We start from the raw sequence: 15697 nt of genomic DNA, 5'->3' as shown, positions 1-15697 counted from the left end.
CGTCGGCCCGGTGTCGGTGGGGCGTTCTAGGCTGTGAGGCATGACGGAAATGCCAGGCCGGCGCCTGCTCCTTGTGCATGCGCACCCCGACGACGAGTCGATCAACAATGGCGCCACCATGGCCAAGTACGCCGCGGAAGGCGCCCGGGTCACGCTGGTGACCTGCACGCTCGGCGAAGAGGGCGAGGTCATTCCGGACGAACTGGCGCATCTCGCGCCGGACCGGGAGAACATTCTCGGACCGCACCGGATCGGCGAGTTGGCCGCCGCCATGAAGGAGCTCGGCGTCAGCGACCACCGCTTCCTCGGCGGCCCCGGCCGTTTCCGCGACTCCGGAATGATGGGCGCCCCGCAGAACGAGCGGGAGGGCGCCTTCTGGTCCGCCGACCTCGACGAGGCGGCCGCCCACCTCGTCGCCGTGATCCGCGAGACCCGCCCGCAGGTCCTGATCACGTACGACCCCGACGGGGGCTACGGACACCCGGACCACATCCAGGCCCACCGCGTCGCGATGCGCGCCGCCGACCTCGCCGCCGAGACCGCCTTCCGGCGCGACCTCGGCGAACCGCACGCGATCGCGAAGGTCTACTGGAACCGGGTGCCGCGCTCGGTCGTGGAGGAGCGGTTCCGGTGGCTCGCCGGGGCGCTCGACACCACCCCCTTCGACGTCGCCGCCGCGGTGGACGACGTGCCGGGCGTCGTCGACGACGAGCGGATCACCGCCGAGATCGACGGACGGCCGCACGTGGAGCGGAAGGCGGCCGCCATGCGCGCACACGCCACCCAGGTCGCCGTGCCCGAGGGCCTCGGCGCCTTCGCGCTGTCCAACCGGCTCGCGCAGCCGCTGTTCGACGTCGAGTACTACGAGTTGGTGCGGGGCGAGCCCGGATCACCGTACGAGAAGGACCTGTTCGCAGGGCTCGGGACCACCGAAGGCCCGGGGAACTCCGAGGAAGTGAGCGCGTGATGAGCGGCGGCAGGAACGGGCGGGCGGCGGCGTCCAGCGGCGGGACGAACGGCGCGAAGCCGCCCGCGGGCCGGGCGGGAGCGGCGCAGGACGTCGACCTGCCGTTCGGTTTCGGCGGGTTCACCGCGGGCCGGGCGGCCGCGCTGATCGCCCTCTTCGTCCTCGGCGCGGTCGTCGCCATCGCCGGCGGCCTCGTACAAGGGGGTTGGTTCCCGGGCGGGTTGCTGCTCGCGCTCCTCGGGGCGGCCGGTCTGTTCCACGGCGGGGCGCGGCTGACGCGCGGGCGCTCAGGGGCGATCGCGCCCGCCGCGGGCTGGGTGCTCGCGGTGATCCTGCTCACCGCCAGCCGTCCGGAAGGCGACTTTCTGTTCGGCGCGGGAGCGGGCTCGTACCTCTTCCTCCTCGGAGGGATGGCTGTCGCTGTGATGTGTGCCACCTTCTGGCTGCCGGGGCAACCACCCGCGTCCGCCGCCCGACTTGGGAAGTGACGTAACACTTTGGGTCGTAGTGCGGCGCGTCCCGTTCCGGAATCGACATCGGTCACACCGTGACCCCCGGCGGCGGACAGTATGGTGGTGCGCGCCGCCGAGCAGCCCGCGCGAGGTCGAGACGGGCGGCGGAGCCAACCGGGAGAACCTGCCTTGAGCCGTGAAACTGACAGTTCGTCCTCCGGGCCCCAGGGGCGCGGCGCTGCCGCGTACCCGTCGGGCACGCCTCCGTACGGCTCGCCCGCGCAGGGCGCCACGTCCGGCGACGCCGGACCGACGCCGCCGGGCGACCAGGGCGCCCCGGAGACACCCAAGACCGAGACGACGCTGACGACCCGGATCCGGATCAACATCCCCGGTTCCCGGCCGATCCCGCCGGTCGTCATGCGGACGCCGATGAGCGACGTCAACGGCAACCCGGAGGGCCGCACCGAGCCGGCCCCCGACGCCGGACCCGCCGCTCCCGCCCCGGACGCGACGCGGGGCGGCCGCCCCGCGTACGGCGGCCAGGACACGGGCGCCGTGCCCGCCGCCCCCGAGGCGTCCGCGCCCGCGCCGCAGCGCGAGGAGAAGACCAGCGACTGGTTCGCGCCGCGCAAGTCCGCAGGCGGGACGCGCGGCGGTGCCGGTGGCGCGCTGACCGATGCGGGTACGGGTGCCGGTCCGGCGACCGGCGCGGGCCGTGCGCCCGGCGCGGGCGGTCCCGGCCCCTCCGGTCCCACGCCTCCCGCACCCGGCGCCAACCGCGGCACGCCGCCCGGCACTTCGGGCGGTTCCTCCGGCGGGTTCGACGTGACCGGTGCCGTGGCGGCCGGCCCCCTCGGGTCCGGCGGCGCGAGCGGTCCGCGCGGCGACCAGAACCGGGGCGACCTGCCGTACTTCTCCGCCAACCAGGACGCGGGCGCGCCCGGTCGCGGTGACGGCGGCCCGGCCGGCCCCACCACGGGCCCCGCCGCGGGCGACGGCCCGATGGTCGCGCCGACCGCGCCCAACCCGCTCGTCCCCGGCGCCGGTCCGACGCCGCCGCGGATGAGCGACGACACCGCGATCCTCACGCCGCAGAAGCCCGCCCCGGAACCGCCCGCGGGCGGCGGCACCCCGGGCGGCAACGTCTCCGGGGACACGCTCACCAGCGGCATGCCGGTCATCCCGTCCACCGGCGGCCCCGGCGCTCCGAAGGGCTCCGGCGTCCCCGCGTTCCGGCCGAACCAGGACGCCCCGGCGGCGCACACCCCGCCCAAGCTGCCCGACCCGGTGCAGGCCGAGCCGGCCCCGGCGAAAAAGAAGAAGGGCCGCAGCAAGCTGGTGCTGCTCGGCGCGGGCGTCGTCGGCGTGGCCGGAGTCGCGTACGGCGCGGGCCTGTTGATGAACCACTCCGACGTCCCGAAGGGCACCACCGTCGCGGGCGTCGACATCGGCGGCGGCACCCGCGACGAGGCGTCCTCCAAGCTGGAGGAAGCCCTGGGCAAGCGCACCGAACAGGCGCTGAAGCTGAAGGTCGGCGACCGGACGGTGGAGCTGGCGCCGGAGCAGGCGGGCCTCTCCTTCGACACCGCGGCGACCGTCTCCGCCGCCGCCAGCAGCGACTACAACCCGGTCTCCGTGATCGGCTCGCTGTTCGGCAACGAGCGGGTGGTGGACCCGGTCGTGCCCGTCGACGACGAGAAGCTGGCCGCGTCCCTGGAGCGGGCCGCGGGCGGCGCCGCCGCGTCCGGCGAGGGCACGATCAAGTTCCAGCCTGGCAAGGCCGTCGCCGTCTACGGCAAGACCGGCAAGGGTCTCGACGTCGCGCAGTCGACCTCCGCGGTCAAGGACGCCTACCGCGCGCAGATCGAGACCGGCTCGTCCGGCACGGTCCCGCTGGCGACCTCGACGCAGCAGCCGACGATCTCGAACGCCGAGGTCGACCGGAAGATGCAGCAGTTCGCCGAGCCCGCGATGTCCGGCCTGATCACCGTCAAGGCGGGCAACGCCTCGATTCAGTTCGGCCCCGACAAGTCGCTGCCGAAGATCCTCGGCGTGAAGGCGGTCAACGGGAAGCTGATCGAGACGTACAACCTGCCGGTGCTCAAGAAGCTCTACGGCAACACCTTCGACGGCGTCCTGATCACCCGCGGCACCGGCAAGAAGACACCGGTCCAGCCGACGGACGTGGCCCAGGCGATGGCGAAGGCGCTGCTCGGCAAGACACCGGCGGAGCGCATCGCGGAGATCCGGACGAACGCCTCGTAGGGTCCCGCCCGCGCCACACGAGTCCCGCACGACCACCGCGTCGTGCGGGACTCCGCGTCTGCGCCGCGTGTCAGTTCAGCATCGCGCGGGCCGCCCGCGCCTGCTCCCGCACCGACTCCGCCGACGTCTCGTCCACGGCCCCGACCACGTCCGCGTACGCCTCCAGCTCCACGGCCCCGTTCACGAAGTCGCCGCGCCGTACGAGGAGTTGCGCCCGCTCGTAGCGCAGGCGCGCCGGGTGCGAGGGGAGCAGCAGGGACAGCTCCACGGCCCACAGCGACACGTCGGAGCGCTCGGGCCGGGTCGCGGCCCACGCCCGGATGTTGTTGAGGATCCGCAGGACGACGTCCAGCGGATCGGCGGGCCGCAGCATCGCCGGATCGAGCGAACCGCCCGTCGCCCCGGCCACCAGCAACTGCGCGTCGGCGCCCGTCAACACCCGCCCGCCGTCGAACGGATCGGCCAGCACCTGCTCCTCCGGAGCGCCGAAACCGACCACGAAGTGCCCCGGCAGGGCCACCCCGCACACCGGGGCCCCGGCCCGTCTGGCCACCTCCAGCCACACCACCGACAACAGGATCGGCAGCCCTCTGCGACGGCGCAGCACCTCGTGCAGGAGGGACGATTCCAGGCGCTGGTAGTCGCCGGGCGCGCCGCGGAAACCGAGGCGCTCACCGAGGAGTTCGGCGCACGCGGTGGCCCAGGCGCCCGGAGTGCCCGGCCGGTACGGCAGCCGCCCGGCGAGCTCGTCCAGCTCGATCTGCACGGCGTCCATGCCCGCCTCGTCGAGCGAGACGTCGCCCTGTGCGGCCAGCAGCAGGCACAACTGCGCCAGATCGGGCCGCTCGGCCCGCGCCTCCTCGGCGAACCGGCGCCGCAGCTCCGTGGAACGGGGGGAAAGGTGGGGGGACATACGTGCCTCGTGCCCTCTCAGACCGATCGATACGGCGTCAATCGCTACCGGGTCACCCGACGCCCCGGTCCGGAGCACGGTAATGGTGGTACGTGTGGTGTGTGGCGAAACCGAGGTGGTCGTAGAGGGCGCGGGCGCCTTCGTTGTCCGCCTCGACCTGGAGCCAGGCCGCCGAGGCCCCCTCGTCGAGGGCCCGCCGCGCCAGCGCCGTCATCACGTCCGTGGCGAGCCCCCGACGCCGATACGCAGGGTCGACCTCGACGGCGGCGAACCCGGCCCACCGCCCGTCGACCACGCACCGCCCGATCGCGGCCGGTACCTCGCCCTCGCCCGGGACGGTCGCGAACCACACCGACGGCCCGGAGCACAGCACCTTCAGCGCCACCTCGCTCGCGCCCTTGCGCTGGTAGCGCGCCAGCCACGCCGGACCGGGCTCGCGGTCGAGCCGCACCCGCGGCGCGTCCGGCGCGTCCCCGATCGGCGCGAGCGCCGCGATCCGCAGCTCGGCGCTCACCTCACGCGCCCACCCGCGCGCCTCCAACTCGGCGCACAGCACCTCCTGCGCCCCCTCGGCCCCGGTCGCCGTCTGCGCGTACGCCGGAAGGCCCCGGGCCGCGTACCACTCCCGTACGCGGCCCAGTGCGGCGTCGAGCGGAAGGCCCGGGTCCCCCAGAGGGAGTACGGAGTTGGCGCGCCGCGTGAAGCCGTCGGCGGCCCTCAGCTCCCACTCGCCGAGCCGCTCGCTCTCGACCGGCCGCCAGGCCCGCGACGCGACACGCGCGAGCTCCGGATACGTGGCGGACGGCCCCCGGCGCCGGGCGGGCGCGGCCGGTACGACCTTCCCCGCGACCAGCGCGGACTCCTCGACCCGCACACCTTCACCGTTTCTTCGTGTGATGAGCAGCACACCGTCGTTCCACGATGTGAGAACACCGACGACATCGGTGAACTTGTTCCCTGCGGAATCCTCCCCGCTCACCCGTCGCACAGAGACGCGTTTCCCCACGTCAGCGCCGGAAATGCGGACTTCCAGCCGTCCGCCGGTGGTGAATTCCACAGCTCGGCCCACCCCTCCTGTTCGGATCATGCCCAGGAACGGAGATACTAGAGGCGGGCATCGACGACGCCGCGCTCCCGCGCGCCAGGCGGCGGAGCCTGCGGAGGCCCGCCAGCGCCCTATCGAGGAGGAACGACAGCGTGACCTACGTCATCGCGCAGCCTTGTGTCGACGTCAAGGACAAGGCGTGCATCGAGGAGTGCCCGGTCGACTGCATCTACGAGGGCTCCCGGTCCTTGTACATCCACCCGGACGAATGCGTCGACTGTGGTGCCTGTGAGCCGGTCTGCCCGGTCGAGGCGATCTTCTATGAGGACGACACTCCGGAGGAGTGGAAGGACTACTACAAGGCGAACGTCGAGTTCTTCGACGACCTCGGCTCGCCGGGTGGTGCCTCGAAGATGGGCCTGATCGAGAAGGACCACCCCTTCATCGCCGCGCTGCCGCCGCAGAACCAGTAACTGCGCACAGCGGTACGCACAGGCGCGGCCCCGGTCCCGTACGGCTTTCACTGCCGTACGGGACCGTGGCATTTGTCCAACCATTCCGTGAGAGAAGTGAGCTGCCAGGTGTCCGCAGTCCCGGCCCCCATCGACCGCATCCCGACGTTCCCCTGGGACAAGCTGGAGCCGTACAAGAAGACGGCCGCCGCGCACCCGGACGGCATCGTCGACCTCTCCGTCGGCACGCCCGTCGACCCGGTGCCCGAGCTGATCCAGAAGGCGCTCGTCGACGCCGCGAACTCGCCGGGCTACCCGACGGTGTGGGGGACCCCCGAGCTGCGCGACGCACTGGTCTCCTGGTGCGAACGCCGCCTCGGCGCCCGCGACTTCGACCACACGAACGTGCTGCCGGTCGTCGGCTCCAAGGAGCTCGTGGCCTGGCTCCCCACCCAGCTGGGCCTCGGCCCCGGCGACAAGGTCGCGTACCCGCGCCTCGCCTACCCGACGTACGAGGTCGGCGCCCGCCTCGCCCGCGCGGACCACGTGGTCTACGACGACCCGACGGAGCTGGACCCCACCGGCCTGAAGCTCCTGTGGCTCAACTCCCCGTCGAACCCGACGGGGAAGGTGCTCGCCAAGGACGAGCTGAAGCGCATCGTGGCGTGGGCCCGCGAGCACGGCGTCCTGATCTTCTCCGACGAGTGCTACCTGGAGCTGGGCTGGGACGCCGACCCGGTCTCCGTCCTGCACCCGGACGTCAACGGCGGCTCGTACGAGGGCCTGGTCGCGGTCCACTCGCTCTCGAAGCGCTCGAACCTGGCGGGCTACCGCGCGGCGTTCATCGCCGGTGACGCCTCCGTCCTCGGCCCGCTGCTCCAGATCCGCAAGCACGGCGGCATGATGACCTCCGCGCCGACGCAGGCGGCGGTCGTCGCGGCGCTCGGCGACGACGAGCACGTGCGGGTGCAGCGGGAGCGCTACGCGGCCCGCCGCGAGACGCTGCGCGCGGCCCTGCTCGCGCACGGCTTCCGCATCGAGCACAGCGAGGCGAGCCTGTACCTGTGGGCCACCCGCGACGAGTCCTGCTGGGACACGGTCGCCCACCTCGCCGAGCTCGGCATCCTGGCGGCCCCCGGCGACTTCTACGGCGAGGCGGGCGCCGCCTTCGTCCGCGTGGCCCTGACGGCCTCGGACGAGCGCGTCGCGGCGGCGGCGGCCCGGCTGGGCTGAGGGGCCCGCGAAGGCGCGACAGCGAGAACGGGGTGCCGGGAGCAGAACGCTCCCGGCACCCCGTCCGTGTCGACCAGGTGATCAGCCGAGCGGCAGACCCTGGACCGGCAGCCCGCCCAGGCTGTCGGTCGGCAGCCCGCCGTCGGTGGGCAGGCCGCCCTCGGTGGCGGCTCCGGCCGTCTCGCCGACCACGTCGCCCGCGCTGCCGGCCAGGCCGCCCGCGGCCTCCTGCGCGGCCGGGGTGGCGGTCTTGGCGCTCGTGCCGACGACCTTGCCCGCGGCGGGGACGGCCTTCTCGACGGCCGCGCCGCCGGTGGCGCCCGCGAGGCCGCTGACGTTCTGAGCCGCACCGTCGACGGTCTCGCCCATGTTCGCGCCGTCCAGGGCGCTCACGGCGCCGAGGTCGGCCGTGGCCGGCAGGTCGGCGGCGCTCGCGGAGCCGGCCGCACCGACCACGGGCGCCGCTCCCGCCGCTACGAGCAGCGCGGCACGGGCGATCCGGCGGGTCAGGGGGAGGGACATGATGCTCCTTAGCGGGAGAGAACGTTTGGCGTCCGGTTGCCGTGCGGCGATCGGACGCCGTGACAACAGCCCCAGGGCCCCGGGAGGTTGCGGGTCCGAAACGTAAAGGGTTCGCAATGCGTCGCATTATCGGTTGTGGGCAAAATCGGGCAAACTGTGCGCGGCGTCAACCGCTGCAAAACCCTTACAGCCCGCTGCTCACAAGGGGTTCGGGGCCGGGCCCGCGATCCGCCCGAACGAGCCCGACGCGCGTCCATCCCGCATGATCCGCGTTACCTGATCGAGTGATCGCCCGCACTACTGCCCGGTGACGATTCGCACCTCGTCGACGGACGTCGACGCCGCGGAACCGGCCGCCCGCGACGACTTCCCGTCCTTCGTCCCGGACGACGCGACCTTGCGCCACTCGTTCCCGGTCCTGCCGGAGGTCCACTCCCGGCCCGCGTACGAGACCCGCTCGATGCGCAGCGCCGACGCGTTGGCCACCGCCCACTGCGCCAGCTCCCACCCGCGCTGCCGCTCGGCGCCCTCGGCCGAGTCGACGGTCGCGGGCACGGGGACGCGCAGGGAGCTCTTGTCCGGCCCCCGCGCCGGCTCCACGTCCCGCCCGAAGTCGCGCGCGAGCGCCGCCCGTACGCGCGCGGGGTCGCCGGCGGACGCCTCTTCGCCGCCGCTCGCCCCGCCGTCGCAGGTCAGCGACGCGGCGGCGCGCCCGGTCAGCGAGGCGGCGAGCAGCGTGGCGTCCGGCTCGTGCTTCGCGTACGCCTGCGGATAGCCGCTGCGCTGGACGCGCTGCGCGGCCGCGGTCAGCGGCAGCCGCGAGTAGCCGGGGACCTTCGCCAGGTGCGCGTAGAAGCGCTCCGACGCGTACGCCGGGTCCATGATCTGCTCCGCGGTGCCCCACCCCTTCGTGGGCCGCTGCTGGAACAGGCCGAGCGAATCCCGGTCGCCGTGGCTGATGTTGCGCAGCCCCGACTCCTGGAGCGCCGTCGCCAGAGCGATCGTGACGGCCCGCTCGGGCATGCCGCGCGAGGTGCCGACGGCGGCGATCGTCGCCGCGTTCTCCGCCTGCTCGGACGTGAACTCGTACGACGCGCCCTCCCCGTTGGCCGAGACGACCACGCATTTCGGGGCCCCGCGGCCCCCGGTCGCGTACTGCACGGCCACGTACGTGGCGACCGCGAGCAGCACGACCACGGCCGCGCCGATACGGAGGAGGCGGCCGCGCCGGAAGAGAGTGGGGGGCTCAGGCACGCGTCCAAGGTACTGGAGTCCACTGACAGTCCAGCTGCCGCACGGGAAACGCCCGCGTAATAGGGTCGACGCCATGGACCGCACCTCCCTTGACCTCACGCAGGACGCCGCGCGCCTCACCGCTCAGCTGGTCGACTTCCCCTCGCCCAGTGGCAGCGAGAAGGAGCTCGCCGACGCGATCGAGGAGGCCCTGCGGGAGCTGCCGCACCTCACGGTCGACCGGTACGGCAACAACATCGTGGCCCGCACGCACCTCGGGCACGACGAGCGGATCATCCTCGCGGGGCACATCGACACGGTCCCGATCGCCGACAACGTGCCCTCGCGGCTCGACGAGAACGGCACGCTGTGGGGGTGCGGCACCAGCGACATGAAGTCGGGCGTCGCGGTGCAGCTGCGGATCGCGCAGACGGTCCGCGAGCCCAACCGCGACCTCACGTTCGTCTTCTACGACAACGAAGAGGTCGCCGCGCACCTCAACGGCCTGGGGCACGTGGCCGACGCCCACCCCGACTGGCTGGAGGGCGACTTCGCGATCCTCCTGGAGGGGACGAACGGCGATGTCGAGGGCGGCTGCCAGGGCACCCTGCGCGTCATCCTGAAGGTGAAGGGCGAGCGGGCCCACTCCGCGCGCGCGTGGATGGGCCACAACGCCATCCACGCCGCGTCGCCCATCCTGGAGCGCCTCGCCGCCTACGAGCCGCGCAAGCCGGTCGTCGACGGCCTGGAGTTCCACGAGGGCCTCAACGCGGTCCGGGTCGAGGGCTTCGTCGCCACGAACGTCATCCCGGACGAGTGCGCCGTCACGGTCAACTTCCGTTACGCGCCCGACCGGTCGATGGAGGACGCCGAGCGGTTCGTCCGCGACTTCTTCGACGGCTGCCCCATCGACGAGTTCGTCGTCGACGACCACACGGGCGGCGCCCGCCCCGGCCTCAACCACCCCGCCGCTGCCGCCTTCGTGGCCGCGGTGGGCGGCGAGGTGCGCCCCAAGTTCGGCTGGACCGACGTCTCCCGGTTCAGCGCGCTGGGCGTCCCCGCGGTGAACTACGGGCCCGGCAACCCGATCTTCGCGCACAAGATCGACGAGCGGGTCGAGACCTCGCTCATCCTGGAGGGCGAGAAGCGGCTCGCCGCCTGGCTCACCGCCTCCTGACCCGGGCGCCGCCCGATCCTCGGCTTCCCGATACACCGAGGTCCCGCGTCCGTAACCCGCGTAGACCTACCCTTGCTGGACGTAAGCGCGCGGTCACTGCGCAGGAAGGGAGCAGACGATGAGCAACCCGGAGGGCAAGCGACGTCCCGTGGAGCAGCGGACGGGGCCGGTGGTGCGCCGCCGTGACCAGATGCAGCCAGGGACGAGCGACCAGCGTCTGCTCGACACCGAAGGCCCCTCGGGGTGGGTGCACACGGATCCGTGGCGGGTCCTGCGCATCCAGTCCGAGTTCATCGAGGGCTTCGGCACGCTCGCGGAACTGCCGCCCGCGATCAGCGTGTTCGGTTCGGCGCGCACCCCGGAGGACTCCCCGGAGTACGCGGCGGGCGTCGCCATCGGCAAGGCGCTGGTGGAGGCCGGTTTCGCGGTGATCACCGGAGGCGGCCCCGGCGCCATGCAGGCGGCCAACCAGGGCGCCGTGGAGGCCAAGGGCATCTCGGTCGGCCTCGGCATCGAGCTGCCCTTCGAGCAGGGCCTCAACCCGTACGTCGACCTCGGCCTGAACTTCCGCTACTTCTTCGTGCGGAAGACCATGTTCGTGAAGTACGCCCAGGGCTTCGTGGTGCTGCCCGGCGGCCTCGGCACCCTGGACGAGCTCTTCGAGGCGCTCACCCTCGTGCAGACCACGAAGGTGACCCGCTTCCCGATCGTCCTCTTCGGTACGCAGTACTGGAGCGGCCTCGTCGAGTGGCTCAAGAACACGGTGATCGCCCAGGGCAAGGCGAGCGAGCCCGACCTGATGCTCTTCCACGTCACGGACGACGTGGAGGAGGCGATCACGCTGGTCACCAAGGAGACCGGCAAGTAGAGCGGGGTCAGGCGAGCCCTCGGCGGGCGACCGCCGGGGGCCGGTGGCCCGCGATGGACGACACCATGTCCAGCACCTGCCGCGTCTCGGCGACCTCGTGCACCCGGTAGACCTGCGCCCCGAGCCACGCCGACACCGCCGTGGTCGCGAGCGTGCCGATGACGCGCTCCTTGACGGGCTTGTCGAGGGTCTCGCCGACGAAGTCCTTGTTGGACAGCGAGACGAGCACGGGCCAGCCGGTCTCCACCATCTCCGGCAGCCGCCGCGTCGCCTCCAGCGAGTGCCGCGTGTTCTTCCCGAAGTCGTGCCCCGGGTCGATCAGCACGGACTCGCGCGGCACCCCGAGGGCGACGGCCCGCTCGGCGTACGCGAGCGTCACGTCGAGGATGTCCGTCATGACGTCCTCGTACGTCACCCGGTGCGGGCGCGTACGGGGCTCGGCGCCGCCCGCGTGCGTGCACACGATGCCCACCTTGTGCCGCGCCGCGACCTCCGCGAGCTTCGGGTCGACGCCGCCCCACGCGTCGTTGAGCAGGTCCGCGCCCGCCTCGCACACCGCGTCGCCGACCTCGTGCCGCCACGTGTCGACGCTGATGATCACGTCCGGGAAGCGGCGCCGTACTTCCGCGACGAAGCCGACGGTGCGCCGCGCCTCCTCCTCGGCGGTGACCTCCTCGCCGGGGCCCGCCTTCACCCCGCCGATGTCCACGATCATGGCGCCCTCGGACACCGCCTGCTCGACGCGGGCGAGCGCGGGCTCGTCGCGGAACGTGGCGCCCTGGTCGTAGAAGGAGTCCGGGGTCCGGTTCACGATCGCCATGATCACCGGCTCGTGCGCACCGAATTCGTGCTGGCCCAGCCTGAGCATCCCCTGTGACTCTCCTTCTCGTTCCCGGTCCGACGGTCGTCTGCGACCTTAACTGTCAGTGCGGCATGGCACGATCGAGGCCTGACGGTTGAGGGCCGCCCGGCCCGTTCGAACGCAGGGGACGGCAGACATGGTCATGTTCTTGTTTCTGGTCGCCGCGCTGGTCGTGGTGATCGCGGCGGTGACGTTCGCGGTCATCGGCGGCGGTGACGGCGGCGCGCTGCGCGACGAGCCGTCCCAGTTCTACGCGGACCCGCTGCCGCCCGACCGCCCGCTGGCCCCCGCCGACCTGGAGGCACTGCGGCTGCCCACGGCGGTGCGCGGCTACCGGATGGCGGAGGTGGACGACGCGCTGAACCGGCTGGGGGCCGAGCTGGCCGAGCGGGACGCGCGCATCACGGAGCTGGAGGCCGCCCTCACCGCGGCCCACGCCCCGGCCGGCCCGCAGCCGACCGACCGCGGCCCGGACACGGGCTACGCGCCGCCGGGAGAGTACGGGTACGGGTACGAGACGGGGGAGGGCTTCCGGTGACCGAGCCGACAGGAGGGGCCGTTCCCGGCCCCGACGGCAAGCTGCGCTGCCCCTGGGGGCTGTCGACCGAGGACTACGTGGCGTACCACGACGAGGAGTGGGGCCGCCCGGTCCACGGCGACGACGCGCTCTTCGAGCGGCTCTGCCTGGAGGCGTTCCAGTCGGGCCTGTCCTGGATCACGATCCTGCGCCGCCGGGAGACCTTCCGCGCCGCGTTCTCCGGCTTCAAGATCGCGGACGTCGCCGCCTTCACCGACGCCGACCGCGAGCGCCTGCTCGCCGACCCCGGCATCATCCGCAACCGCGCCAAGGTCGACGCGACGCTCGCCAACGCGCGCGTGCTCGTCGACTGGTCACCCGGCGACCTCGACAAGCTGATCTGGTCCTTCGCGCCGGACGCCGCCACGCGCCCCGCCCCGAAGACCCTCGGCGACGTACCGGCGATCACCGACGAGTCGACGGCCCTGTCCAAGACCCTCAAGAAACGCGGCCTCCGCTTCGTCGGCCCCACCACCGCCTACGCCCTCATGCAAGCCTGCGGCCTCGTCAACGACCACCTCGCAACCTGCACCTCCCGCCGACCACACGAAACCGCACCCACCTAACGAGGGGCGGGCCTTCGTCGCGGCTAAGAGGGGCGCGGGGAACTACGCCCACCTAACGAGGGGCGGCTCCCCGCCGCGGCGGGAAGGGGCGCGGGGAACTGCGCATCTTTGGCCACGGTGCGGCGCACACGGGACGAGGGGCGGCTCCCCGCCGCGGCGGGAAGGGGCGCGGGGAACTGCGCACGCCCAGCACGGCGCGGCGCCCACCTGACGAGGGGCGGGCCCTCGTCGCGGCTAAGAGGGGCGCATCTTTCGCTGCGCGGTGCCACGCACACCCGACGGGGACGGCACCGCGCAGCGCCCCTCACCGCCCCAAATACTCCGGCTTCTCCTTCGCGATGAACGCCCGCACCGCGATCAGGTGGTCCTCGGACGCCCCCGCCCGCGTCTGCAACTCGTCCTCCTTCTCCAGCGCCTCCGCCAGCGAGTGATCCCCGGCGAACGCCACCGACTCCTTCAACGCCGCGTACGCAACCGTCGGCCCCTCCGCAAGCACCCGCGCCACCTTCCGCGCCTCGTCCGCGAGCTCCGCCGCCGGCACGACCCGGTTCACGAGCCCGAGCTCGTACGCCTCCTGCACCTTCACCGATCGCGGGAAGAGCAGCAGGTCGGCCGCGCGGCCGGGCCCGATCAGCCGCGGCAGCGTCCACGACATCCCGGAGTCGGCCGTGAGCGCCACACCCGCGAACGAGGTGTTGAACGAAGAGGTGTCCGCCGCGATCCGGTAGTCGGCACAGAGCGCGAACCCGAACCCCGCCCCGGCCGCCACACCGTTCACCGCCGCCACGACGGGCTTCTTCATCTGGGTGAGCGCCAGCACGATCGGGTTGTAGTGCTCCCGCACCGTGCTCATGGTGCGGCCCCCGCCGTCCTCACGGTCCGCCATCAGCGAGCCGACGTGCTCCTTGAGGTCCTGCCCCACGCAGAACGCCCGGTCACCCGCGGCCGTCAGCAGCACCGCCCGTACGGATTCGTCGGCGGCAGCCGCCTGCACCGCGTCGCGGAGGGCGACCTTGGCCTCGGTGTTCATCGCGTTCATCGCCTCGGGGCGGTTCAGCGTGATCGTCGCGAGCCCGTCGCTCACCTCGTAGAGCACGGTGTCGGCCATGGGACTCCTCCTATGCGGTCGCTCAGTCGGTCCGTGCTCAGCATGACGGAGATCACGGCCCGGGGAACGCCCCCGGCGTGTGACCTGCGTCAAACAAATTCGTGCCGGGAAGGGTCCGAAGATGGCGCAGTATCGCAGTCCCCTCCCCGAATTGAGTGGTTTTGCTCAAGCGCGTTGCCTAAGCGATGCCGACCGATGTTGGTCATCGGGTCCCGCGATGCGGGATAATGGCCTGGAAGCAATGTGTTCGATGCCGGTGACGTGTGCCCACCCAGAGGGCCGTCGGCTGTGAGATGAGCTGGTTTCAGGAAGGGGAACGAGCATGGCGGCCATGAAGCCGCGAACGGGTGACGGCCCGCTCGAGGTGACCAAGGAGGGGCGGGGCATCGTCATGCGCGTTCCGCTCGAAGGCGGCGGTCGGCTCGTAGTCGAGCTGACGCCGGACGAGGCAAGTGCCCTCGGTGACGAACTGAAGAAGGTCGTCGGCTGACGCGGAAGCGACCATACCTTTTCGACTGCCTCGGCACACATCCGGTGCCGGGGCAGTCGTATGTGCAGGTGGGGGCGGGGTTTCCGAAGTCCTGACGCAGCGCTCGGAACGCCGACCCGACGCCGCCCGACATGGCCCGGCGCGGCCCGGTCCGGTCCGGGGGTCAGCGCTTGACGGCGCAGAGCAGCCCGTCGCCCACCGGCAGCACGGACGCCACGAGCTCAGGGCTCTCCCGCACGGCGCGCAGCAACTCGCGCAGCCGCACCACTTCCACCGGCTGCGGCCCCGCGTCGACGGTCCGGCCCTCGGCGAGCACGCCCTCGAAAACCACCAGGCCACCGGGCCGGAGCAGGCGCAACGATTCAGCGAGGTAGTCGAGGGACTCCATGCGGTCGCCGTCGCAGAACACGAGGTCGTAGCCGCTGTCGGCGAGACGCGGCAGCACCTCCAGGGCCCGGCCGGGGATGAAGCGGGCCCGGTTGGTGGCGAAGCCCGCCGCCCGGAACGCCTGCCGCGCGAACTGCTGCCGCTCCGGCTCGGGATCGACCGTCGTCAGCACGCCGTCGGGCCGCATCCCGTGCAGCAGATGGATTCCGGACACGCCGGTGCCCGTACCGATCTCGGCGACGGCTTTCGCCCCCACCGTGGCAGCGAGCATGCCGAGCGTCGCCCCCGCGCCGGGAGACACGGGGCACAGCCCTGCCTCGTGGGCCCGGTCACGAGCCCAGCGAGTCGCGTCGTCCTCGGCGACAAAGGCGTCGGCGAACGCCCAACTCGTCTGCCGGTTGCCGGTAATGGCCCTCTCCCGTCCCCTGGTTGCCTGCGCGTGACTTTATCCGTTGGTGGCGGGAACTCGCAGATGGGACCGCGCGTTTGAAGAGGCAGGGGGAAAGAGCAGGCCGGAGACGTGGAAGCGCGGGGGTGAACGGGATGGCGACAGCCGTGCGGGAAGCGGCCGGGGGCC

17 protein-coding genes are annotated in these 15697 nt (G+C 72.6%); 10 read left to right on the top strand and 7 right to left on the bottom strand.

Annotated elements, in window-relative coordinates; translation table 11 throughout:
• The first annotated feature begins 40 nt into the window (after positions 1-40).
• From mshB to ACYBSK_RS31975, 3 genes are all read left to right on the top strand, one after another.
• On the top strand, positions 41-967 hold the full coding sequence (gene mshB / locus ACYBSK_RS31985) for an N-acetyl-1-D-myo-inositol-2-amino-2-deoxy-alpha-D-glucopyranoside deacetylase (RefSeq protein ID WP_460244177.1): 927 nt from the start codon (positions 41-43) through the stop codon (positions 965-967).
• Positions 967-1455, top strand: coding sequence for a DUF6113 family protein (locus ACYBSK_RS31980; RefSeq protein WP_460244176.1), 489 nt, complete (start codon positions 967-969; stop codon positions 1453-1455). The genes mshB and ACYBSK_RS31980 overlap by 1 nt, the downstream gene beginning before the upstream one ends.
• Before the next feature lie 153 nt (positions 1456-1608).
• On the top strand, positions 1609-3687 hold the full coding sequence (locus ACYBSK_RS31975; RefSeq protein WP_460244175.1) for a hypothetical protein: 2079 nt from the start codon (positions 1609-1611) through the stop codon (positions 3685-3687).
• Between the two features lie 70 nt (positions 3688-3757).
• Here ACYBSK_RS31975 and ACYBSK_RS31970 read toward each other — a convergent pair whose 3' ends face one another.
• The gene (locus ACYBSK_RS31970; protein WP_457480731.1) at positions 3758-4600 is read right to left on the bottom strand and encodes a transglutaminase-like and tetratricopeptide repeat-containing protein; all 843 of its coding nucleotides are present in this window, start codon (positions 4598-4600) and stop codon (positions 3758-3760) included.
• Positions 4601-4652: 52 nt separating this feature from the next.
• Positions 4653-5657: a GNAT family N-acetyltransferase gene (locus ACYBSK_RS31965; protein WP_460244174.1), complete on the bottom strand. Its 1005-nt coding sequence runs from the start codon at positions 5655-5657 to the stop codon at positions 4653-4655.
• A gap of 140 nt (positions 5658-5797) precedes the next feature.
• On the opposite strand from ACYBSK_RS31965, the gene fdxA reads away from it, so the two are divergent.
• Both fdxA and ACYBSK_RS31955 read left to right on the top strand, forming a co-directional pair.
• Positions 5798-6118 (top strand): ferredoxin, encoded by a 321-nt coding sequence (gene fdxA / locus ACYBSK_RS31960; protein ID WP_356374204.1) that lies wholly within the window; start codon positions 5798-5800, stop codon positions 6116-6118.
• 108 nt (positions 6119-6226) lie between these two features.
• Complete coding sequence (locus ACYBSK_RS31955; protein WP_460244173.1) at positions 6227-7330, top strand: bifunctional succinyldiaminopimelate transaminase/glutamate-prephenate aminotransferase; 1104 nt, start codon at positions 6227-6229, stop codon at positions 7328-7330.
• Positions 7331-7411: 81 nt separating this feature from the next.
• Here the strand turns inward: ACYBSK_RS31955 and ACYBSK_RS31950 are convergent, their stop codons facing one another.
• Together ACYBSK_RS31950 and ACYBSK_RS31945 are read right to left on the bottom strand one after the other, a co-directional pair.
• Positions 7412-7852, bottom strand: coding sequence for an ATP-binding protein (locus tag ACYBSK_RS31950; RefSeq protein WP_457480728.1), 441 nt, complete (start codon positions 7850-7852; stop codon positions 7412-7414).
• Positions 7853-8149: 297 nt separating this feature from the next.
• Entirely contained in the window at positions 8150-9106 is a 957-nt protein-coding gene (locus tag ACYBSK_RS31945; RefSeq protein WP_457480727.1) for a heavy metal transporter, read from the bottom strand.
• 73 nt (positions 9107-9179) lie between these two features.
• Here ACYBSK_RS31945 and dapE point away from each other — a divergent pair, with 73 nt between their 5' ends.
• Positions 9180-10262, top strand: coding sequence for a succinyl-diaminopimelate desuccinylase (dapE, locus tag ACYBSK_RS31940; RefSeq protein ID WP_460244172.1), 1083 nt, complete (start codon positions 9180-9182; stop codon positions 10260-10262).
• A 118-nt stretch (positions 10263-10380) separates the two neighbouring features.
• On the top strand, positions 10381-11130 hold the full coding sequence (locus ACYBSK_RS31935) for an LOG family protein (protein WP_457480725.1): 750 nt from the start codon (positions 10381-10383) through the stop codon (positions 11128-11130).
• Positions 11131-11137: 7 nt separating this feature from the next.
• Here the strand turns inward: ACYBSK_RS31935 and folP are convergent, their stop codons facing one another.
• Positions 11138-11998, bottom strand: a complete 861-nt coding sequence (folP, locus tag ACYBSK_RS31930; protein WP_457480724.1) for a dihydropteroate synthase — start codon at positions 11996-11998, stop codon at positions 11138-11140.
• 130 nt (positions 11999-12128) lie between these two features.
• Between folP and ACYBSK_RS31925 the strand changes: the two genes are divergently transcribed.
• Positions 12129-12530 (top strand): DivIVA domain-containing protein, encoded by a 402-nt coding sequence (locus ACYBSK_RS31925; protein WP_457480723.1) that lies wholly within the window; start codon positions 12129-12131, stop codon positions 12528-12530.
• Positions 12527-13135 (top strand): DNA-3-methyladenine glycosylase I, encoded by a 609-nt coding sequence (locus ACYBSK_RS31920; protein ID WP_457480722.1) that lies wholly within the window; start codon positions 12527-12529, stop codon positions 13133-13135. The genes ACYBSK_RS31925 and ACYBSK_RS31920 overlap by 4 nt, the downstream gene beginning before the upstream one ends.
• A 304-nt stretch (positions 13136-13439) precedes the next feature.
• Here the strand turns inward: ACYBSK_RS31920 and chcB are convergent, their stop codons facing one another.
• A complete protein-coding gene (gene chcB, locus ACYBSK_RS31915) occupies positions 13440-14243 on the bottom strand; it encodes a 2-cyclohexenylcarbonyl CoA isomerase (RefSeq protein WP_457480721.1) in 804 nt (267 codons plus the stop codon).
• 322 nt (positions 14244-14565) lie between these two features.
• On the opposite strand from chcB, the gene ACYBSK_RS31910 reads away from it, so the two are divergent.
• Entirely contained in the window at positions 14566-14733 is a 168-nt protein-coding gene (locus tag ACYBSK_RS31910; RefSeq protein WP_266713770.1) for a DUF3117 domain-containing protein, read from the top strand.
• A gap of 163 nt (positions 14734-14896) precedes the next feature.
• On the opposite strand, the gene ACYBSK_RS31905 is transcribed toward ACYBSK_RS31910, so the two are convergent.
• Entirely contained in the window at positions 14897-15529 is a 633-nt protein-coding gene (locus ACYBSK_RS31905; RefSeq protein ID WP_457481929.1) for an O-methyltransferase, read from the bottom strand.
• Positions 15530-15697: the final 168 nt, after the last annotated feature.

It is taken from the genome of Streptomyces sp. BYX5S, assembly GCF_054724165.1.
The sequence above is the reverse complement of the archived record's forward strand: the minus strand, read 5'-3'. Positions and strand labels throughout refer to the sequence as shown.